At 44.2% G+C, this 21,893-nt stretch carries 16 protein-coding genes; 11 read left to right on the forward strand and 5 right to left on the reverse strand.

Annotated features, from left to right (window positions below; translation table 11 throughout):
• Nucleotides 1–105: 105 nt before the first annotated feature.
• Both M0Q51_04860 and M0Q51_04865 read right to left on the reverse strand, forming a co-directional pair.
• The gene (locus M0Q51_04860) at nt 106–783 is read right to left on the reverse strand and encodes a hypothetical protein (GenBank protein MCK9399307.1); all 678 of its coding nucleotides are present in this window, start codon (nt 781–783) and stop codon (nt 106–108) included.
• A 47-nt stretch (nt 784–830) separates the two neighbouring features.
• Nucleotides 831–1,955: an N-acetyltransferase gene (locus M0Q51_04865; GenBank protein MCK9399308.1), complete on the reverse strand. Its 1,125-nt coding sequence runs from the start codon at nt 1,953–1,955 to the stop codon at nt 831–833.
• A gap of 189 nt (nt 1,956–2,144) precedes the next feature.
• Here M0Q51_04865 and M0Q51_04870 point away from each other — a divergent pair, with 189 nt between their 5' ends.
• The 10 genes from M0Q51_04870 to M0Q51_04915 all read left to right on the forward strand — a co-directional run bounded on the left by M0Q51_04870 (nt 2,145) and on the right by M0Q51_04915 (nt 19,522).
• On the forward strand, nt 2,145–5,573 hold the full coding sequence (locus M0Q51_04870; GenBank protein ID MCK9399309.1) for an efflux RND transporter permease subunit: 3,429 nt from the start codon (nt 2,145–2,147) through the stop codon (nt 5,571–5,573).
• Nucleotides 5,574–5,846: 273 nt separating this feature from the next.
• Nucleotides 5,847–6,380, forward strand: coding sequence for a sigma-70 family RNA polymerase sigma factor (locus M0Q51_04875; GenBank protein ID MCK9399310.1), 534 nt, complete (start codon nt 5,847–5,849; stop codon nt 6,378–6,380).
• A 5-nt stretch (nt 6,381–6,385) separates the two neighbouring features.
• Nucleotides 6,386–7,720, forward strand: a complete 1,335-nt coding sequence (locus M0Q51_04880) for a porin family protein (GenBank protein ID MCK9399311.1) — start codon at nt 6,386–6,388, stop codon at nt 7,718–7,720.
• Between the two features lie 10 nt (nt 7,721–7,730).
• Entirely contained in the window at nt 7,731–9,344 is a 1,614-nt protein-coding gene (locus tag M0Q51_04885; protein ID MCK9399312.1) for a PKD domain-containing protein, read from the forward strand.
• 94 nt (nt 9,345–9,438) lie between these two features.
• Nucleotides 9,439–10,026 carry an RNA polymerase sigma factor gene (locus M0Q51_04890; GenBank protein MCK9399313.1) on the forward strand — a complete coding sequence of 196 codons (588 nt, stop codon included), beginning with the start codon at nt 9,439–9,441 and terminating at the stop codon, nt 10,024–10,026.
• A complete protein-coding gene (locus tag M0Q51_04895; protein ID MCK9399314.1) occupies nt 10,023–11,363 on the forward strand; it encodes a hypothetical protein in 1,341 nt (446 codons plus the stop codon). The genes M0Q51_04890 and M0Q51_04895 overlap by 4 nt, the downstream gene beginning before the upstream one ends.
• 12 nt (nt 11,364–11,375) lie before the next feature.
• Nucleotides 11,376–12,680, forward strand: coding sequence for a PKD domain-containing protein (locus tag M0Q51_04900; GenBank protein MCK9399315.1), 1,305 nt, complete (start codon nt 11,376–11,378; stop codon nt 12,678–12,680).
• A gap of 60 nt (nt 12,681–12,740) precedes the next feature.
• On the forward strand, nt 12,741–15,980 hold the full coding sequence (locus tag M0Q51_04905; GenBank protein MCK9399316.1) for a hypothetical protein: 3,240 nt from the start codon (nt 12,741–12,743) through the stop codon (nt 15,978–15,980).
• Nucleotides 15,981–15,992: 12 nt separating this feature from the next.
• The gene (locus tag M0Q51_04910) at nt 15,993–18,350 is read left to right on the forward strand and encodes a PKD domain-containing protein (GenBank protein ID MCK9399317.1); all 2,358 of its coding nucleotides are present in this window, start codon (nt 15,993–15,995) and stop codon (nt 18,348–18,350) included.
• A 155-nt stretch (nt 18,351–18,505) separates the two neighbouring features.
• Nucleotides 18,506–19,522, forward strand: a complete 1,017-nt coding sequence (locus tag M0Q51_04915; protein MCK9399318.1) for a DUF1028 domain-containing protein — start codon at nt 18,506–18,508, stop codon at nt 19,520–19,522.
• Nucleotides 19,523–19,605: 83 nt separating this feature from the next.
• Here M0Q51_04915 and M0Q51_04920 read toward each other — a convergent pair whose 3' ends face one another.
• From M0Q51_04920 to M0Q51_04930, 3 genes are all read right to left on the reverse strand, one after another.
• Nucleotides 19,606–20,052: a 6-carboxytetrahydropterin synthase gene (locus M0Q51_04920; GenBank protein ID MCK9399319.1), complete on the reverse strand. Its 447-nt coding sequence runs from the start codon at nt 20,050–20,052 to the stop codon at nt 19,606–19,608.
• 23 nt (nt 20,053–20,075) lie between these two features.
• Nucleotides 20,076–20,636: a manganese efflux pump MntP family protein gene (locus M0Q51_04925; GenBank protein MCK9399320.1), complete on the reverse strand. Its 561-nt coding sequence runs from the start codon at nt 20,634–20,636 to the stop codon at nt 20,076–20,078.
• Between the two features lie 132 nt (nt 20,637–20,768).
• Complete coding sequence (locus M0Q51_04930) at nt 20,769–21,230, reverse strand: GAF domain-containing protein (protein ID MCK9399321.1); 462 nt, start codon at nt 21,228–21,230, stop codon at nt 20,769–20,771.
• Nucleotides 21,231–21,304: 74 nt separating this feature from the next.
• On the opposite strand from M0Q51_04930, the gene M0Q51_04935 reads away from it, so the two are divergent.
• On the forward strand, nt 21,305–21,880 hold the full coding sequence (locus tag M0Q51_04935; GenBank protein MCK9399322.1) for a rubrerythrin family protein: 576 nt from the start codon (nt 21,305–21,307) through the stop codon (nt 21,878–21,880).
• The last annotated feature ends 13 nt before the right edge of the window (nt 21,881–21,893 follow it).

The following is a 21,893-nucleotide window of genomic DNA, read 5'->3' on the forward strand; positions in this document are numbered from 1 at the left end:
TAATAACCAATGAGTTATAAAACAAAGGAGATTATTTGCAGTTCTCAGAAAAAGAGGGGGTCAGTATCACCGGAATGGGGGGTCACCTTGCTCCGGAATGGGGGGTCAGGATCGACCGGAATATACAGCAAACATCTTAATGGCATAAGGCCGTATCTCTTTTGCTTTGTGGGCATTCAGCAACCGAAGGTTATATTTTTCCAGAACGATCCGGGTCAACCTCTCCACCTTTTCAGGAATTTCGGCAGGGACCTTTACCTCAAACTGGACAAAGTCGGTTGCCTTTCGGAAACCCAGCTTTTCCATATGATCTCTGTAATAAGGATAATTATAAATGGCCGAAAGACTTGAAATCTCATCAAAGCCTTCTATCAACATTCCCTCCGCGTCCATATCATTAAAGCCAAGAGGACCATGAATACCGGTCATCCCTTTTGATTTGCCCCATTCTTTTACCGTTTCTATTAATGCATGTGAAACTTCCGGATCATCAATAAAATCGATCCAACCAAACCTGACCAGTCGTGTATTCCATCGTTGGATCTCAATGGGATTAATAATCCCGGCAATCCGCCCTACAGGTATTCCATCGCAGTAAGCAATCCAGTATTCGGCTTCACAAAATTCAAAAGCAGGGTTCCTATCTTTGCGAAGCGTATTGATCTCATCAAACTTCAACGGCGGGACCCAAAATGCATTTCCTTTAAATAATTTAAATGGAAAGTCGACGAATTTCTTCAGTTCTTTAAGTGAATTGACCTGTTTGATCTCAATCTTATTCATATTGCGATCCTTTTATTTCAACCAAAGATAAGTTATCTTTTTACTCTTTACATATCCAGGATCCAGCAGCGCCGTCTGATATGCACCCTGCTGTCATAATTTTTCCAGATGCTAACGGCTTTCAAATTATCTTCAAGCTGCGGAAGGGTTTGTGCCAGTTTTATTCCATTATCTATAAAAGTCAAGTAAATATCCTGAAATACAAGTGCCAATAGTCCTTTCCCTTGGTAATCGGGCCGTACACCCACCAGGTACATGTGCGCCATATCATTTTTCCGGAGAGCACGCAGCAGGTGAATAAATCCGAATGGCAGCAATGATCCTTTGGTTTTCTGGAGCGCTCTGGAAAGACTGGGCATAGTTATCCCAAATCCAACAACATCATCCTGCGCATCGATTACTAATGATATAAAATCGGGGCGGATTAATCTTAAATATTTTTTTGAATAGTAATCTATCTGTCTTTTGGTCAGGGCTGTAAAGCCGTATAGGTCATGAAAAGCCTTGTTATAAATCGAAAACATCTTTTCCGTATAAGGCCGTAACTCTTTCACCTTCCGTGGTTTCAGCAAATGCATGCTATATTTCTGCAAAACAATGCGGGTAATTCTTTCCACCTTTTCCGGAATTTCAGAAGGAGTCCTGATCTCGTACTGAACCAGGTCAGTGGCCTTCCGGAAACCGAGTTTTTGCATGTGGTCTGCATAATAAGGAAAATTATAAATAGCTGAAAGACTGGAAATTTCTTCAAATCCTTCTATCAACATGCCTGCCGCATCCATGCTGGTAAACCCAAGTGGTCCGTGCAAAGTGGTCATACCTTTGGCCTTGCTCCAATTTTTAACGGTTTCAATTAAAATGCGCGATACTTCCTGATCATCGATAAAATCAATCCAGCCAAACCTGGCCAGCCTGGCATTCCAGCGTTCTACTTCATGATGGTTGATTATGCCGGCAATCCGGCCCACCGGTTTATTATCGCGAAAAGCAATCCAATATTCGGCTTCGCAATATTCAAAGACCGGGTTCTTATCTTCGCGAAGTGTTTTGATCTCATCAGATTTTATGGGCGGGACCCAAAACGAATTGTCCTTATATAATTGAAAGGGAAAATCAACGAATTTTTTCAGGGCTCTGCGTGAACTGACTTTTCTGATCTCAATTTCATTCATATTGGACTCCCTCTTTAATACCCAAGTAAACCCGCATATTTTACCGATCATACAAATATAACTTATTTATGATCCTGCTAATTAAGTTTTAGCAGGTCCCATCTGTTGATTTGAGAAAACATTATCTCGAATCCGCCTACATTGTTTTTCTGAAATTATCTTACTTTTGCCGCCTTATTATTATATGTTATGAGTGATCCACAGGAAAAAAAACAAAAGGTAGTACGCGAATTTTTCCTTACGAATATTGCGCTGAATAACAAGATTTCGGTGTACCTCATGGTCGTTGTCCTCATGGTGGCCGGGATGATTTCTTACATCAATCTGCCCAAGGAGTTGTTCCCCGAAATCGTAATCCCGACAGTTTTTGTACAGACCATTTACCCGGGAAACCCGCCGGTGGACATGGAAAATCTTGTCACACGACCGCTGGAGAAAGAGCTGGAATCAATCAAAGGTGTAAAGGAGATCAACTCCACCTCCTCACAGGATGTCTCTACTATCCTTATTGAGTTCAATACCAATGTAAACATCAAGGCGGCAGTGCAGGATGTAAAGGATGGGGTTGACAAGGTAAAGGGCGATCTGCCTGATGACCTTCCCCAGGATCCTATGGTTATGGACCTCGACTTCACTGAATTTCCGATCGTTTATATCAATCTTTCAGGTGATTACAGCCTGACGGAACTGAAAAAGTATGCCGAATTCCTTGAAGATGAGATCGAAGCCTTCCCTGAAATTTCCAGGGTTGATATAAAGGGACTGAATGAACGGGAAATACAGATCAACGTCGACCCGCTTAGTATGTCAGCAAGGGAGATTAGTTTTTATGATATCGAAAACGCAGTTGGCCTGGAAAACATTTCCATGGCTGGCGGCCAGGTGCGCCAGGGTGACACCCGCCGGTCGCTTAGGGTCATTGGCGAATTCAAAAACATGGAGGATATCCGGAACATCATTGTAAAGCATGAAGGCGGCGATATAGTTTATTTAAGGGACATTGCGGATGTTGTTGACGGGTTTGCTGACCCGAAAGACTTTGCCAGGTTGAACAAACAGCCGGTCGTATCCCTTCATGTGGTCAAGAAAGGAGGAGAAAACCTGATCGAAGCAACGGATAAGATATTCAAGTCGCTTGACCAGGCGAAGGAAAATGGTTCACTCCCTTCCGGCCTGCATATAACCATCACCAATGATCAGTCAGACATTATCCGCAGGCAACTGAGTGAGCTGGAAAACAGCATGATCCTTGGAATTATCCTGGTCGTACTTGTATTATTTTTCTTCCTGGGGGGCCGGAATTCATTTTTTGTCGGGTTGGCCATTCCCTTGTCGATGTTCATTTCTTTCCTCATTTTCAGCCTGATGGGGTACAAACTGAACATGATCATGATCTTCGCGCTTATCCTGGCACTTGGAATGATCGTTGACGATGCCATCGTCACAACAGAAAACACATTCCGGTATGTTGAAAGGGGTATCAGAAGAGGTGAGGCTTCGCGTTTTGCGGTGGGTGAAGTGGCTATCCCTGTTATCACATCGACCCTGACGACCCTTGTAGCATTCTTTCCTCTGATCTTCTGGCACAGTATTATCGGGGAGTTCATGAAATATCTTCCGGTTGTATTGATCATTACATTGGGTTCTTCCCTATTTGTCGCCCTGGTAATCACACCTGTTCTTACTTCTACTTTCATGAAATCCGGCAACCAGTTTCCGCCTGTCAAAAGAAAAAGGACACTGATAACAGTTTTGGTGATGACTGTTCTTGCAGCTATCTTTTATGCTATCGGGCAGAATACCGTTGGAAGTATTTTGGTGCTCCTGGCCCTTATCGGCCTGGCCAATCTTCTCTTTCTTAACAGAATCGGACGCTGGTTTTATGATAACTTCCTTGAATGGCTCGATCAAAATTACAGCAGGCTCTTAAAATTTGTTCTCAGGGGCAGAAACCCCTATTTAATACTTGGGGGTGCCATCTTTCTCCTCTTGTTCACTATCTTCCTCATGGGAGTAAGAAAACCGAAAGTCGAATTCTTTCCTTCCATGAATCCCCAGTATATTAATGTTCTGGCCAGGTTACCGGTCGGGACTGATGTTAACGCCACCAATAAATTTATGGTAGGATTGGAAGATAAGGTTTTCCAGGTAATGGAACCATATAAACCCATTGTCAAATCGGTTCTTACAACGGTGGGAAATGGAGCCAGGGGAGAAGATGAAGGGTTTGATGTTTCAGAGACTCCTAACAAGGGCTTAGTTACTGTAACATTTATCGATTATGAACTTCGCGGTGGCATCGACACCTGGGATGCGATGAAAGACCTGAGCGATGCGCTCATAGGAAAATATCCGGGAGTAGAGCTGTCCGTTGAAAAACAGGGGGAAGGTCCACCCACCGGCAAAGCTATCAACCTTGAAATTACGGGGCAAGACTTCGACAAACTGATCTACCTGTCCGATACCATAGAAAGCTACATAAAAAAAGCCGGTATTAGTGGGATTGAAGGGCTTAAAATGGACCTGAACGTAGGAAAACCGGAAGCCATTCTGAATATCGACCGTGAAAGGGCGAGGCGCTATGGCCTGTCAACTGCCCAGATAGCGATGACTATCAGAACCGCACTATTTGGTAAAGATATTTCTGATTTCAAAGATGGAGAGGATGAATATCCTATTCAACTCCGTCTGAAGGAACAATACCGCAATGATCTGTCTTCCCTTTTAAGCCAGGTTATCACTTTCAGGGACCCTACGAACGGGAGGATAGTCCAGGTTCCGATATCGGCAGTGGCTGACTTCACCTATAGCACCACTTATGAAGCCGTCAAAAGAAATGAGATGAAACGCATGGTGACCCTCTATTCCAATGTCATCAAAGGTTATAATGCGAATGAAATCAATGCTGAGCTGAAAACAATCATGGCAAATTTCGAAATGCCATCCGGTTATGAATATAAATTTACCGGTGAACAGGAGGAGCAGGCCGAATCAATTGCGTTCCTTATAAGAGCGCTTCTCATCGCACTGTCATTGATCATGCTGATCCTGGTATCCCAGTTTAATTCATTGGTCAAGCCGCTTATAATCATGACCAGTATTATCCTGAGCACGATTGGGGTATTTGGAGGCATAGCCACTTTTAAAATGGATTTCGTGATCATTATGACCGGGATTGGCCTGATTTCCCTCGCAGGAATCGTGGTGAAAAATGCCATCGTTCTGATCGATTACATCGATCTTGTCAAACTTAGAAAACGCAGGGAGATGGGACTCGATGACAGGGCAAGTCTTCCCCGTGATATTGAAATTCAATGCCTTGTGCAGGCAAGTAAAACCAGGTTGCGGCCGGTTCTTCTGACTGCGGCGACCACGCTACTGGGTTTGATCCCACTGGCATCCGGCATGAATATCGATTTTATATCACTGTTTGAGCATTTTGATCCCAAGATATACTTCGGAGGTGACAATGTTGCGTTCTGGGGGCCGATTTCCTGGACCATCATCTTCGGTCTGACCTTTTCCACTTTCCTCACGCTGCTTGTAGTTCCGGCAGTTTATAATATTTTGTGGCGGGTGAAAGTCAGAATTCCTTTTATGCGAAATAAAGTATTCTGACTGATCTTCTCCGGGTAGCTTACAAATATTTACCGCCGCATGCAACCCTTTCCTGTGAAATCTTGTCTTAAACTTACATTGACAGGATAAATTATGCCTGTTATTATTGCGTTGCATGCGTTCTTTGAAATATTGCATTTCCGGAGAAGAAGAAAATATAACTATTTATTCTTCCTTTGTGAATTAATTTACTATGTTTGTAATAGATAAGAAAGGTTAATTCGTTAATAAAACCCTTTTACCTGTTACGGCTAAAGGGGGGGTTTAAGTTTGATGTACTCTGATAAAGAATTGATCGAACGTTGCCTGGAGAATGATTCAAGGGCTCAGGAATTACTCTACAAGCGGTTTTCACGCCGTATGTACGGTGTTTGTCTGCGCTTTGCAAGGAATACATTGGAAGCTGACGACATCCTTCAGGAAGGTTATATCAAAGTTTTTTCATTCCTCAAGGAATTCCGTCACGATGGCTCTCTCGAAGGCTGGATCAGACGTATAATCGTCAACACAGCCATAAACTATTACAACAGCAAACAGAACGAATGGAGCGAGACGAGCATTGATAAGGCGGAGTCTTACCAATCTGTATCGGAAGATATTCTTGAAAAGATATCCACTGCTGATCTCCTGAACCTGATTCATGAATTACCTGAAGGTTACCGCCTGGTATTTAACCTTTATATCATTGAGGGCTATAACCACAAGGAAATTGCGGAAATGCTGAATATTTCAGAAAATACTTCCAAGTCACAGCTTTCAAGGGCCCGGATGGCTCTTCAACAAAGACTTACACAACGCAAACAATAATGACGATGGCAGAAAATTTCAACCATATCGACCAGATCATCCGGCAGAAGTTCGAAAACTTCGAGCCGGATCCGCCTATTCAGGTGTGGGAAAACATCAGGTCCGGCATTAAAAAGAACCCTCCCCCGCCATCTTCTTCCGGATTCGTTATGCCGATCATTGTTACCGTCTCCCTGCTGATCTTTGTCGGCGGATTACTGTATCATTTTTATATTGACGATTCCAGATCCACTCTCCTGAAGACTGAGGCTTCTGCGCTGTCAGTCCAGAAAGCAGGGGTAATTTCAACCGGATCTACCACGACTTCTGATGTTACTTTACAGGAAGAGTTTTACCAAACCCCGTCAGAAGTACCTGCTTCCAGTTTTTCATCCGAAAGTCTTAACCAGGCAATCCAGCATGATCAACAGCCTGTGATCCCGGTCAGGGAAGCTTTTGGACAAACCTATCCAGGTGACAGGAAACAGAAAAAGGCAAAAAATAATCCGTCAATCGCTTCGAATAGCCCATCGAGAAGTGGCCAATGGAAAGCCGGCCTTGTCCAGGCACTTACTGCCGGTGAACTCAGCTATGCCGATGCCCTGAAGTATGACCTGAGCCTTCGTGATATCAGGAAACTGTCAGGATTCCAGGATTATGCAAGGCATAGCCGTTCAGATTGGTCTATCGGGATTTATTTCAATCCGGAAGTGACCAGGTGTCAGGATGCAAGCATAGAGAATACGGTCAGCTACAACGCAGGTATCCTGCCTCAGGTTAGTTTTAACCGCTTTTTTATCCAGAGCGGCATCAATATGAGGTTTACCCATGACAAGGGTAATTATGCCGTCGATTATAACCGCTATTTAGGTACTTACGAAGATGTCTATGAGGTTACATTCGATTCCACTGAAAATGGTGTTATCCCGACCTATTTTACCCATACCGTTGAGGTATACGATACGGTAAACCATTATACCATATCTCAAACAAAAGCTAATTATACTTATCTGGAAATCCCGTTATTGTTCGGTTACCGGTATAATTTCGGCAGGTTCTCGATATTTGCCAAAGCCGGGCCGGCCGCATCATTCCTGGTCATCAGGAATGTACCTGGTGCCGGGTATCCTGAAGATAAAGCCAGGATCATCAACGTTGATTACCAGATACCCGCAAGGTCTGCAGTTAACTGGCAACTAATGATGGGAGCGGGATTTGACTATCAGCTGGCTGATAAATTCAGTTTCAGCCTGGAACCTACTTTCCGTTTTGCACTAAAACCGGAATACAACCTGCCGGATGGCGCCAGGGGGAATACAACTTCATTCGGTATCAGAGCAGGTTTGAATTACAACTTCTAAGCTTTCGATCATGAAAAAACTTTTACTCCCATTCAAAAGCAAGCAATTTCGCCGGTGGGGCCTGGCCTGTGCCACCCTGCTCGCATTGCTGGGCTTCATGATCATGCCGGCTTCAGCCCAGATAAACTTCCATCAGAAATATATCTTCCTCAGCGGCCAGCTTACCAACACCAATACCGGTGCCCCGATCGCAGACCACCAGATTTATATCAGCTCAGATTCCCTGATCAATAACGGATTCAGCTATTATGCAACAGCCAAAACCGATGTGAATGGTTTTTACCGGGATACTATCGCCACTACTTCTACAGATGGGATCATTAAAGTTTACCTGTACGACTTTGACAATATCATGATCCAGCTTGACCGTTATTACCGGTTCGTCTGGGAAAATAAGTATTTAATGTTCGCCGATTTCGCCATTTTCGACCCCAATGCGAATGAGGAACTGCAGGCTAATTTTACACCACAGGGTGATCCGCTGGAGGAAAATCCATTAAAAATCATCTTTAAGGATGAATCATTTGGAGTCAGCATCAAGTCATGGCTTTGGGACTTTGGGGATGGCAAAACCTCTACCGTGCAGGATCCTGAACATATTTATGATGAACCAGGGGTATATATGGTTACCCTGACTATCAGCGCACTTCCTGAATGCCTGGATTGTCTCACAAGCTCCATTACCAAACAGGTACAAGTCGGCCTCAGGGAGTTTCATCATATCGGCGGCCATGTATTTGCCCAATATTTTCCTATAGATTTAGGCCTGGCTTACTTGTACACCTATGATGCGGATAACAACCTGATCCCTCTTGATACTACGCAGATCGACACCCTGGGTTATTATTACTTCTATGAGCTACCCGAAGGAAAATACACCACAAAGGCCAGGTTGCAGTACGGTTCGGTGCTTTACGGGCAATTCATGCCCACTTACTTTGGCAATGTCTTTGACTGGCAAGATGCACAGGAAATTGTCCTTTCAGATGACGATAACTGGGAATGCGATATCAGCCTCATTCCTTCTGATGGCATCACTTCAGGCGAAGGACAGATTACCGGGCAGATCACTTATGATACATCCCTGATTGTCAGGACACCCATCCCGGCGGGAGATATTGAAATTCTTCTCCTGAACGGACAGGGAACCAGCCTGACCTGCGGGTTATCCGACATAGAGGGAAATTTCAGTTTTAACAATATTACCTATGGGACTTATCAGCTTTTCCCGGATGTGGCAGGGATATCCACTACGCCGATGTATGTGACTATTTCTGAAGATAAACCCTGGGTTGACGATGTAAGCCTGGTTATCTACCCCCAACAAATTACTTTTTCAATTCCTGAAAATATTTCGACCTTTATAGACAAAGCGTTTCTCATTTACCCCAATCCGGTTTCCGACCAGGCCAGGATTTCCCTCCAGGTTTTAAAGGCATCCGACATGACTGTTATGATCACTGACCTCCTGGGCAGGGTCATCTGCCGGCAGGATAACCAGTTACCGGAAGGATCACAGGAGATCATCCTCCCTGTGAGGGATTTGCCGGCAGGGTTCTACGAGGTGCTTATAATCCCTGAAGACAAGGTGATGATCTCAGGTAAGTTCCTGAAATCAAATTAATAAGAGCATCATTGCCATCTTTCACTATTTTTTCTTTTCTTTTCCGGGCAACTTTTTTCAAAGACCGGAGTCTTATCTACTGAAGGTATAAAGGATGAATTCCGATGATCAAATCATCGTAGGGTGTTTGGAAGGCAAGCGAAAAGCTTATAGCCTGCTCTTCAAAAATTATGCTTCGGTCATGCTGGGTGTTTGCATGCGTTACTGCAAGAACCGCATTGATGCCGAAGACGTGATGCAGGATGGTTTTATCAAGGTGTTCACCCAGATACATAAATTCCGCCGTGAAGGCTCTTTAGAAGGCTGGATCAAAAGGATCATGATCAATGCCGCTATCGATAACTATCAATCCAACCTGAAATATTCCTTCCATGAAGATGTCAGTGAAATCGTTCAATCTGCGGTAATGGATGATCATCCTGATGAAGATGATGACCTTGCGGACGAACTGAATATCTCCAGGGAAAAACTGATGGAAATGATCCAGGAATTGCCCGATGGCTACCGGATGGTATTTAACCTCTATGCAATTGAAAGTTACAATCATAAAGACATCGCTTCCCTGCTCGGGATATCAGAAAATACTTCTAAAACCCAATTATTGAAAGCCAGGAAAGCATTACGGAAAAAAATTGAAGCATTATTGCAACACAATCATGTCAACAGGGTTACAACGATATGAATACCAGGAATAAAATAGACGATCTTTTCAGGGAGGCCATGACCGGATACCAGGTTGAGCCTTCCATCGGTCTTTGGCGAAGGATCGAAAGGCGGTTTTTCCCGCCCTCGAAATACCGCCCTTCAGGCCTGATTACTTCCATCCTTTTACTGATAGTCGCAGGATTGATGCCATGGATACTCATTCCTGCCAATGATCAGGCTGAGAAAGAACCGACCCTCCCTGCCGGGAACATCCGTGAGGGATATCTTATTCAATCCGACAATCCGGAGCAGATTCACCAGAACAGAAATTACAAGACCGATTTGCCTGAAAGAACCTTTTCCATTAAACCTGTTGTTTACCTGGAAAATCCGGTTGACCCTGCCGGCGATCCAAGTGCCCAGTTCCTGGCATCGATTACTGACCCTTCCGAAGACCCTGCAATCTTTCCGATATTAAGCGCAAACCAGGTTGATTATACCCTTTCGCTGGAACGTGAGCCTGATCCGGTTTCTTTTTATGCTGATAAGTGGTTATATCGCATGCCATCGCTAAGGTCCGGATTAATGGATCCCGGATCTTTCAGTACTGATATTTTATCCGTACCTCATATTTCACTCACTTCTGCTTTCTCTCCCAAATACGAAAACGATTATTTCAGGAAGGCGGAAATCTCGGCAGGAATAAATTTCAACCCTTCCATCGTATTTTATGATCCGAATCCTTATAATAAAATGCTTGGCGCCGAAGCAGTTATCCATTATAAAATTTCTGCTTTCAGCATAATGAGCGGAATAGGTTTCAGCCGGATGGAGGATATAGGCTCCTACCAGGTCAATTATAAAACTAAGGATAGTGTGGGCTTTTACCTGCGTGTCGTTTCATTTACGGTCGATCCCAGAAATCCGGGCCAGATTACGTATGTCCTGGAGGAAGAACCGATATATGATTCTGTACCGCATTATATTATTGAAGATAAGACTAATTATTACTCCTACATTGATATTCCATTGGCTTTCGGTTACACATTCTTACAAAAAAGCCGTGTTTCCCTTACTGCTTCCGCGGGAGTGAAGTTTTCAGTACTTGTGGATAAACAGGAACCGACTGTGGATTTCTGGATATCTGATGCCGAACTGATCGATATTGAGCGACAAGTGCCGGCCAGGATGAATACCAACTGGAGATTCATTGCAGGACTTGATTTTGGATATCTCTTTACAGAAAAATTCAGCCTCCACCTGGAACCTGTCTTTGAGCAATATATAAGTCCTGTCTATGCCAAACAACCCGGGTATAAACCACGGAAACCATATGTTACGGGAGTCAGAGCCGGTATCCGGTATAACTTTTAAAGCATCAATGCTATGAAATCCCTGCAAATATTTACAATTACTTTATGGCTGCTCTTTCTTTCCTTAAACCTGCCAGCACAAAACCATTTAAATGTCACGGCTAAGGTCACTATCGGGGAAAGTTCCGGTAATGTCTCTGATACCTCCTGCCAGGCAATGTTTTCTGCCATTCCGGATTCCCTTACAAGTTACCCGTTTTTGTACCATTTCACAGATCTATCAACTGGCAATATCAATTCATGGCACTGGGATTTCGGCGATGGTTTCTCCAGCACGGAACAAAATCCATCTCATCAATATAACGACCCCGGGATTTACGAAGTTTGTCTTACCGTTAAAAACCTGAACGACACAACCGGCTGTTCCGACCAACTCTGCCAGGATGTCATTACGCTTGATTATTTCAGCCTGGGCGGACTTGTATATGCCGGAGAGTATCCACTTAATAATCCGGTTATGACCGGAGATACCGGCATTGCCTCACTTTACAGGATTGTCAATGAACAGGTCGTTTTCGTTGAAGATCATTATTTCCAGGACTACGGTTATTATTGGTTCGGATATCTTTTTACGGGGGATTACATCATAAAGATCGGACTGACGGAAGGATCCACGCATTATAACAATTACTTCACTACCTATTATGGCAATGATATTTTGTGGACAAAAGCAGATTTGCTGACAATATCCACTTCAAGTTACTATGATGCCGAAATCCATCTCCTGTCCGTCCAGGAACTGCCGATTGGTCCAGGGGTTATCAAGGGGTATGTCAATTTCGAGCAAAGCCATGAACTCAGCATGCCGCCAATTTCTCAGACTACCATAATCCTTTCGGATGTCAATCATTCACCGCTGCTTTTCACCATGCCCAATCCATCAGGATATTTTGAATTTACCGGGATTCCTTATGGCACTTATTTCCTGAACGCTGATGCAACCGGTAAACCTTCAACAATTGTTACTTTTACTCTTTCGGAAAGCTCCCCATTGGCTGAAGGGATCAACCTGACCATATTCGGATCCAATGTTTATGGCATCCAGGAAGTATTGGAAAAGGGTATTTCTTTTATCCGTATTTACCCTAACCCGGTAATCGAAGACCTGCATGTCAGCGCATTTTCTCCTGTATCTGCCCATGTTGATATCAATGTCGTTGATGTCACAGGGAGAAGTTACTATTCACATGATGAAATGCTCGAAACGGGTTTCAACCAAATCCTCATCCCGGCTGCATCTCTCCCGGCTGGTGTCTATTTACTGATTATGCAACCTGAGGGAAGCGCCCAGCGCATCACGGGGAAATTCATTAAATAATTCCCCCGCCAGGTATTATCTTTACTAACTTTGAATCTGTTTCGAAACCTTAAACCAGGGATGGGAAAGATATACCTGTTACTCGCAATTGTCCTGTTATACCTTGGAAGCAGCGCCCAGGTCGGCTGGCGTGAGGGTGAAATGGAAATTAAAGTAACAATCGACGGGCCCTGGCAAGCTGCTGAACTTAGCCTTCTTGACTTGAACGGGGATATATACAGCCATGCCGGCTATGCTTTACTCTATGTAACACCTGAAGAATTGGAGAGGGTTAAATCCGGCGGGTTTACTTTTGAAATCCTTAAAGCCGGCCTGAATGAATATTTCAAAAATTTCTGGTCAACCCGCGACCAATACCATACCTATGATGAGATCATTCAAACGATCAATACACTTTGCATAAGTTACTCATCGATATGTAAAAAATATGATTACGGACTTTCCGTGGAAGGCAGGCAACTGGTTGCGATAAAGATTTCCGACAATGTAAACTATGATGAAAATGAAGCCGAAGTAATGTTCGATGGAGGAATCCATGGTGATGAAATAGGCGGGCCGGAGAACCTGATCAGGTTTGCCGGGTCTCTTTGTGAGAGTTATGATATTGATCCTGAGATCACCAACCTTATTGATAATCGTGAAATCTGGCTCTATGTTATGGTCAACCCCGACGGTAGGGTGAATATGGTCCGGTACAACAGCAACGGTGTCGATCTGAACCGCGACTGGGGCTATATGTGGGATGGCGAAGGTTATAGTCCGGGCTATTACTCACAGGTCGAAACAAGGTCCTTGAGAACATGCATGATGGAAAACCAGTTTGTTGTCCATACAAGTTATCATAGCGGAACAGAATTTCTTGCCTACCCCTGGAGTTACCGCCCTGATCCCTGTCCTGACCTGGCTCATATCGACCATCTGGCAGGTATTTATTCCTCATCTTCCGGCTATTCTGATTTGCCTTATGAGCAAGGTTATACGGGTATGTATCCCATTAATGGCAGTTCAAAAGATGTTGTTTATGGTGTGATGGGATCAATTGGCTGGACGATAGAGATATCCTCTGATAAACAGCCTCCGGCTTCACAGATCCAATATTATTATGACCTCAATGAGCCGGCAATGGTTGCCATGATTGAATATGCCGGCTACGGCATCAGCGGGACAGTCTATGATGCGACGACCGGTGATCCTGTTGCTGCCACCATTTTCGTTAATGATTATTATCCATGTTATAGTGATCCTGTAATCGGGGATTATCACAAATACCTGCTGGCGGGTAACTATTCTGTCACAGTTACAGCCAATGGCTATCAGCCTCTTACCCAAACTACAACTATAGTCAGCAACAACAACACCATCGTGAATTTTGCTCTTCAACCTGAATACCACCAATTCGCCTACCGGGTCATTGCCTGCCATATACCGGGAACTAATTTCGCCGATGAGGCTAAGACGTTTGCTGCTTTATCGGAACCGGATGGTGTTAACTATTCCATCGGCAAATCGGGCTGGATCATCCTTGATATGCAGCAAGATATTCTGGATGGCCCTGGCATCGAGGTCATTGTGCACGAAGGTGACAGCGATCCGGAGGGATTTGCCTGTTTTGCAGGTACAAGTATGGATGGTCCGTGGACTTTCCTTGGCGACGGAATGGGCACTGCGACTTTCGATTTTTCTTCCAATGGTATCTCAGAAGCCCGGTATATCCGTATCGAAGATGACGGCAATGTCCAGGCCAATGGAGATAATGCAGGCTTCGACCTTGATGCCGTTGAAGCTCCGGAACAACCACAGGTTATTTTTCTCACTCTGGACTGCCAGATTGCTGATCCTTCAGGGAATGAAAACAGCCGGATCGACCCGGGAGAGAATGTTGATCTTATTATTACCCTTCGCAACCTTGGCGGTATGATGATGGAAGACGGCCAGGTTTACCTGAATATTGACCCTGAATTTATGTCAGTTTCCAATCCTGATGCGGACCTCGGAAACCTGAATTTCGGGGATAGCATTCAACTGACTTTCGAGACGAATTGCAGCTTTTTTTGTCCTTTGGAAGAAATACTGATGATGGTGTTGAATATCACCTCCAATGATGGTGCCTACGAGCAAAGCTTCCCGATAAATTTCACTTCCGGGGCCATCGTTGAAGATTGGGAAACAGGAAGTTTAACAAAGTTCGACTGGTTGCCAAGCGGAAATAAACCGTGGGCCATCAATTTTCTCGATATGTACGAAGGAGTCTATTCCGCCAAATCAGGCAATATTAACAATAATCAGATCTCAGCATTGCAGGTTATTTTTGATGTGATTGGATATGATGACATCTCTTTTTATCGCAAGGTCTCTTCGGAAGCGGGTTCTGATTTCCTGAAATTTTACATCGATGATATGCTTATCGACCAGTGGTCAGGAGAAAAGTCATGGGAATTACAAACTTACCAGGTTAAACCCGGCATTCATACATTCAAATGGACCTTTGAAAAGGATAATTTGAACAGCCAGGGACTTGACGGGGGCTGGCTGGATTATATCGTCTTCCCGTCCAGTAATCTTAATGGAACATTGAAAACGTTAGCCAATGCTATCCCGCATGAGTTTTGCGGTCCGGGTGAATCACAGCTTGGCGCTTATGTATTAGGAGGAACGGGCAATTATAATTTCATCTGGACACCTTCTTCAACACTGACTGATCCAGCAGTGCAGTTTCCGATTGCCAGTCCTGCGGCTACTACTCTGTATTCTGTGAGCGTTAATGATGGCGAAAATACTGTATCCTCTGATATTGAGGTTATTATAAACTCCATTCCTGAAACTCCCGTTATCGTGCAGGAAGGTGACTCGTTGATCTCCATGGCAGCAGAAGGAAACCAGTGGTTCGACAATAATGGCTCCATTAGCGGGGCTACCTGGCAGGTCTTTTATCCGCCGGTTGAAGATGATTACTTTGTCATGGTGACCAATTCATCCGGCTGCTTATCTGATACTTCCAATGTGATTCATTTTCTTTTTACGGTTATTAGTGAGGAAGAATCCGCCCCTGCCATCTTCATTTATCCAAATCCATTACAAGAAAAATTAAATATCATTTTCCTTCAGAAACCAAAAACCGGTATTTTTATCAGGATAACCGATATCCTGGGAAGAGCTGTGGCACATCAAACAATTGAAAGACCTGGCTTACAAGGAATTATCATTTTATCGACGGCAGAATTGAAAAAAAGCTTATATTTGATCGAAATCTGGAATTTGGAAGGAAAATTGCTGATCTCGAAGAAATTAATCAAACATTAAATTCCTATCTCCATGAAAAATATCTTCTTAACGCTGCTAACCGGACTTTTTATAAGTCTTTCGGCTTTCGCTCAAAATTACACTGTTACGGTTTTCGGAACCGTTATGCTTGTCAGTGGAAATACCATCAGTCCAGTGCCTGATCAGGAAGTCATCATCACAGTCGACAGTTCCAACGGCGGTTTTACTTATCAAGATACTGTTTATACCGATGATTCGGGATATTATGAAGATGTGATCAGTATTTCAGGCTATTCAGGGTACGAATATGTACAAGCCATGACCCTTGATTCATGTCTTGGGCAGTACCTATATAACGGGCAGTTTATTGCACCGGGTGCTACATTGCAGCCAATGGATTTTTATTTGTGCAACACCGGTGGGGGTTGGAACGGGTGTGAAAATTATTTCATTTATAATTATGATTATAATGAACCTTTTACGCTGACATTTGAAGGATTTCTTTACAATGGCCCGGGTGCGCAATATTATTTGTGGGATTTTGGCGATGGCACAACAGGCGAAGGACAGACCGTGACGCATACCTTCCCTTCAGGACAGGGTAATAACGGAATTTATATGGTAGGATTATCCACCATGGTCATGGATTCAATGGGTGATTCCTGTTTTTATACTTCCTACCAGGAAGTCTGGCTTAACAGCCAACCTGAGTGTTACGCTTATTTTTCATATTATCCTGACAGTTCGAATGTGCTGACTATCAACTTCCTGGATATGAGTTATAATCCTAATGGCACTGCTCCGGATTCGTGGTTCTGGGAATTTGGAGACGGCACCAGTTCAACACTACAAAACCCGGTACATACTTATGCTGATACAGGATATTACATAGTATGCCTGACAATTGCAGATAGCTCAAGTATGTGTACCAACACATACTGTGAAGAAGTATTTACCGGATATCCACCGCCTCCGAGCGAATGCGAAAGTTACATCATACCTTATAATATGTATGGACTGACAGTGGAATTTGAAGGTTATACTATCAGCCAGTATGAAACAGAATATTACTGGGAATTTGGAGATGGAGTAACAGCTACAGGTCAGTTCGTTTCTCATACATACCCTTACCCGGGAATTTATATCACCACATTGCAAACCATAGATGCAACAAGTTGTACCTACGAGACTTCAATGGAAGTATGGGTGGATACTCTCAACCAGGGATGCGGCACTTATTTCAGTTACGAACAGATTGACAGTCTGACTTTCACATTCACCGGCATTGTTTACCTGAATAATGGAATGACCTACCCGGATTCGAGTACGGTCTATACCTGGGATTTTGGTGACGGCACCACCGGAACCGGCCAAACCATCACTCATACTTTCCAGGAAAACCCGGCCGGCGGTTATACGGTATGCCTGACATCAACGATTGTTTTACCAGACGGTAACTCTTGCACTGCCAACTATTGCGAGGGTATTAATCTAGTGATCCCCACTTTCTATATATATGGATCAGTTTTCCTGGGAAATAACCTTGTTGCAGATCAGGCGGTAGTTCATCTTATGACCATGGATACTACATGGCAAAATGTCGTTGAAGTTCAATCGACTACGATTGATTCAGGCGGATTTTATTCCTTCCCGGAAGTTTCGATGTACAATTCATGCATTTATTACATCCAGGCCGAGTTGACAGAGGGGTCTGCCTATTTTGGGCAGTATATTCCGACTTATCACATCAGTTCCTTAAACTGGGAAGAGGCTACACCCTGGCTCCCGCTTATGAACTGGCCTGCCAATATTTTCATGTTAACAGGCGACTCGACAGACAGCGGCAATGGTTCCATAACCGGTGTGGTATCCAACCTTGGGTCAAGAGGGTTCATGAATGATGTCGAAATTGTTCTGATGGATGCAGATAAAAATCCTTTGACTTATTTACGTTCGGATGAGCAGGGATCATTTATTTTCGAAGACCTCGCTTATGGCACTTATGTTATACATGCAGAAATCATGGGAATTCATACGATCCAGGCCCAGGTTACCCTGAGTGCTGACCAGCCGGAAGCATACGTCCAGGTCCAGGTCAGCGGTGGAGAAGCCTATGTAGTGTTTGGCGTGCCGGAACAAAATGTTGTTTTGGATAAAGTAGGTGAGATTTATCCCAATCCTGTAAATGACAACCCCAAATTTGACATCACTGTCAGAAAGCCGGTCAGCCTGGAGATCAGCATTTTCGGCCAGACCGGTCAATTGATGGATGTCCGGGTTTTATCCTTAGGTACAGGAATGCACAGCATAAAGCTCGACATCGGTTCACTAACGGTTGGTTTGTATCTTCTCAGGCTAACGACCGGACAAGGTGAAGTGGTAAGCCGCAAGTTCTTGAAAGTACAGTAAGTTCTTTCCAATCCCTTCGGGATTAGGTCATTTTTCATACTTTTTTTGGCGAGAGGCTGCCTTAACCGGCAGTCTCTTTTTAATGAGATGACATCTCGATTGAGAAATCTTTCCACTCTGATTTTATTATCTTTGCTATATAAATATCAATGGTAATGAAAAATATAACTTTTCTCCTATTCATCCTCCTGTCACAGGTTCTCAATTCCCAGGATACTTTTTCCATCATAGCAGTCGACACCATTACCGGCGAGATCGGAAGTGCCGGCGCCTCCTGTATTGATGAAACCCAGATTGAAGGAGGAGCGCTGATTATCAGCGATGTCATTCCGGGCCGGGGTGCAATCCATACCCAATCCTACTGGAATCCGACCAACCAGCAGAATGCCCATGCCCGCATGGTGGAAGGGATGAGCCCACTGGAAATTATTGACTGGCTCTCTACCCACGATGCTCAAAATAACCCTACCGTGAGACAATATGGGATCGTCGACTTTGACACGCTTGGGCACGCACGGTCGGCGGGATTTACCGGGGCTAACTGCTTGAATTACAAGAACCATATAACCGGACCGAACTATGCCATCCAGGGAAATATCCTGCTCGGCCAACAAATCCTTGACAGTATAGAGGCCCGCTTCCTGAATACTGAAGGTTCCTTTGCGGAAAAAATGATGGCTGCACTTCAGGGAGCCAAAGTCATTGGTGCCGATACCCGCTGCACTGAAAACGGCACTTCCTCGCTTTCGGCCTTCATCCGGGTGGCAAGACCTGCAGATACCGCCGGGGGCTTTTATTGCGACCTCAATGTCCCGTCATTACCCGCAGGCATGGAACCTATCGATTCATTGCAAACTCTTTTTAATGAATGGCTGGGTACCGTCGTGGGATTGAAGGAGAGCCGCCCTGAATCTGAGTTGCTGATTTATCCTAACCCAGCGTCGACTTATTTTATAGTTGACAGTAGGCAGTTGACAGTAGGCAGTCAGCAGTCCCTGAAAATTGTTATTTACAATATGCTGGGTGAAAAAATCAGGGAAGTGAGAACGGAAGAAAAGGAAACCTGGAGGGTCAAGATAGATGTGTCAGGTTATCAGCCTGGGATTTATTTTGTAACGGTTCTTGATAAATCTGCCCCGGTCCTGACCAGGGAGCTGATTATAATTAAGTGAAGCACGAAACAGGATGCAGGATTTTCCAGTGACTTCTGACAGTTGACTGTTGACTGTTGTCCAACTGCCAACTGTTCAACTGCCTATTGATCAGCCGCATACCATTCTGCAGATGAGGTGGGAGTTTCTCTTAATCGCAAACCAAATAATTTCAGTTTATTTGGAAGAAGATCCTTTATTTTTCCAGCCATATCGGCAATCATATTCTCAGTGGTAGGTTGGTAATCCAGCAAGACGATCTTTTCATAATTCTTCATCAGCATATCCAGCAGGTCTTTTGGCGAAGCGCTGTTAAGAACAAGTGCATGGTCAAACCGATCAATAATTTGTTGTTTGATTATATTTTTCAGATCCTTGAAATCGATCAGCATACCGTTTTTCGGGGAGGCATCATCCTGCATGGGAGAACCGATGACTGTTACCACCAGCGTGTAAGAGTGCCCGTGGATGTTTTTACAAAGACCGTCATAGCCGAGAAGTGCATGGGCCATATCGAAGGTGAACTCTTTACTGATCCGAACAACTGGCATATTTGTAGTTTTGAGTGACAAATTTACAAGATTTTCAGGTATTGAACGATAATAAGCACGCAGATCAGGACAAGTCCAGCGCCGCCAATTGTTTCAGCAGTTCTACCGAAATTCATCATGCCCCGCTTGCCTGCCTGCACGCCTGCGATCGTCATCAGGAATACCATTCCAAAAACAAATCCCGCCAAAATCAGGATATCAGGATAAAGGATTCCAAGGCCCATGCCCAAAAGGCAGGTATTGATGCTGATGACGAAAGCGAAACCCATTAATATGCGCCTGCTTTCAACGGCCATGGTCCGCTGTGCTGCACCCAACCTTCTCGCGTCAGCAAATATCCGGGCCCCGATAAAAAAGATTATCATCACCGCTACCGGGATTTTCAGGTCATGAAAAAATCCCTTTATGCTGAACCCTATTACCCAGCCTACAGCCATCATTACCGTCTCAAAAAGGGCAAAGACAAATGCTATCCGCAACGCTTCCTTCCACAAGATACAGCGGTAAACACTGCTGTTCAGCGCCACCGAAAACGGCACCAGGCTCAGGAGGAAGGAGATGAGGAGGAGCGGGAGGAGGCTCATAATTCAAAGTTCAAAGTTCAAAGTGTAAAGTGCAAAGTGCAAAGTGCAAAGTGCAAAGTGCAAAGTGCAAAGTGCAAAGTGCAAAGTTCCTAATTTCAAGTTTCAAGTTTCAGAGTTCCATTCTTCTGTCTTCTAATCGCCAATCAATCCCACTATTTTCTCCAGCCATTCTGCATCCACTTCATCGAAAGAGCCATGCTCTTTGCTATCGACGTCAAGCACGCCAATGATGTTGTCTTTACTATTTCTTACCGGAACGACGATTTCGGATTTAGAGCGGGAATCGCAGGCAATGTGGCCGGGGAACAAGTGGACGTCAGGGACAACAATCGTTTCTGCGGCATTTATTCCGGCCCAGCAAACCCCGGTGTCCTTCTTCAGTTTAATACAGGCCAGGCTTCCCTGGTAGGGGCCGACGATCAGTTCACCATGGTCGAGGAGATAAAAACCGGTCCAGAAGTAATAGTCCATCTTTTGATGCAACACGGCAGCGATAGTTGACATGCAGGCAATCATGTTCGGTTTGTCCTTCAGTAATTCTTCAAGTTGATCGTATATCCTTTGGTATCTTCCGGTTTTCTGGGTTTCTGTCATATTAAATTATTCAATATGCCTTCAAAATTAAACATTAAACATTAACTTTAAGTTCTCATTCTAAACCAAAACTTATGAAATCCATAAAAGGAACACAAACCGAAAAAAACCTCCTGAAAGCTTTTGCCGGCGAATCCATGGCAAGGAACCGTTATGATTTCTTTGCCAAACAAGCTAAAAAAGAAGGGTTGGAGCAGATCGCTGCCTTGTTTACGGAAACTGCCGGGAACGAGCAATCGCATGCCAAACAGTTCTTCAGATACCTGGAAGGAGGAATGGTGGAGATCACAGCTTCTTACCCGGCCGGTATAATCGGTAATACGCTCGAAAACCTTAAGGCTGCCGCTGAAGGCGAACATGAAGAATGGGCGAGCCTCTATCCTGAATTTGCCAGGATCGCAGAGGAAGAAGGCTTTAAAGAAGTAGCCATAACTTTCCGGCTCATTTCTAAAGTGGAAAAAGTACACGAGGAAAGGTACTTAAAGCTTCACAGAAACCTGGAAGAAGGAAAGGTATTTGAACGGGAAGGAAAGGTGGTATGGAAATGCCGCGTTTGCGGATACCTGCATGAAGCAAAAAAACCACCGCTGAACTGCCCGTTGTGCCATCACCCGCAGGCTTATTTTGAGCTGGTGGAAGAAAACTACTAATGAATAATTTTAA

This window comes from Bacteroidales bacterium (assembly GCA_023229505.1).
Lineage (GTDB): Bacteria > Bacteroidota > Bacteroidia > Bacteroidales > JAGOPY01 > JAGOPY01.

Excerpts from the sequence above, each read along its gene's own strand:
- M0Q51_04860 (MCK9399307.1), bottom strand. The coding sequence starts at position 783 with ATGAATAAGATTGAGATCAAACAGGTCAATTCACTTAAAGAACTGAAG.
- M0Q51_04865 (MCK9399308.1), bottom strand. The coding sequence starts at position 1,955 with ATGAATGAAATTGAGATCAGAAAAGTCAGTTCACGCAGAGCCCTGAAA.
- M0Q51_04870 (MCK9399309.1), top strand. The coding sequence starts at position 2,145 with ATGAGTGATCCACAGGAAAAAAAACAAAAGGTAGTACGCGAATTTTTC.
- M0Q51_04875 (MCK9399310.1), top strand. The coding sequence starts at position 5,847 with ATGTACTCTGATAAAGAATTGATCGAACGTTGCCTGGAGAATGATTCA.
- M0Q51_04880 (MCK9399311.1), top strand. The coding sequence starts at position 6,386 with ATGGCAGAAAATTTCAACCATATCGACCAGATCATCCGGCAGAAGTTC.
- M0Q51_04885 (MCK9399312.1), top strand. The coding sequence starts at position 7,731 with ATGAAAAAACTTTTACTCCCATTCAAAAGCAAGCAATTTCGCCGGTGG.
- M0Q51_04890 (MCK9399313.1), top strand. The coding sequence starts at position 9,439 with ATGAATTCCGATGATCAAATCATCGTAGGGTGTTTGGAAGGCAAGCGA.
- M0Q51_04895 (MCK9399314.1), top strand. The coding sequence starts at position 10,023 with ATGAATACCAGGAATAAAATAGACGATCTTTTCAGGGAGGCCATGACC.
- M0Q51_04900 (MCK9399315.1), top strand. The coding sequence starts at position 11,376 with ATGAAATCCCTGCAAATATTTACAATTACTTTATGGCTGCTCTTTCTT.
- M0Q51_04905 (MCK9399316.1), top strand. The coding sequence starts at position 12,741 with ATGGGAAAGATATACCTGTTACTCGCAATTGTCCTGTTATACCTTGGA.
- M0Q51_04910 (MCK9399317.1), top strand. The coding sequence starts at position 15,993 with ATGAAAAATATCTTCTTAACGCTGCTAACCGGACTTTTTATAAGTCTT.
- M0Q51_04915 (MCK9399318.1), top strand. The coding sequence starts at position 18,506 with ATGAAAAATATAACTTTTCTCCTATTCATCCTCCTGTCACAGGTTCTC.
- M0Q51_04920 (MCK9399319.1), bottom strand. The coding sequence starts at position 20,052 with ATGCCAGTTGTTCGGATCAGTAAAGAGTTCACCTTCGATATGGCCCAT.
- M0Q51_04925 (MCK9399320.1), bottom strand. The coding sequence starts at position 20,636 with ATGAGCCTCCTCCCGCTCCTCCTCATCTCCTTCCTCCTGAGCCTGGTG.
- M0Q51_04930 (MCK9399321.1), bottom strand. The coding sequence starts at position 21,230 with ATGACAGAAACCCAGAAAACCGGAAGATACCAAAGGATATACGATCAA.
- M0Q51_04935 (MCK9399322.1), top strand. The coding sequence starts at position 21,305 with ATGAAATCCATAAAAGGAACACAAACCGAAAAAAACCTCCTGAAAGCT.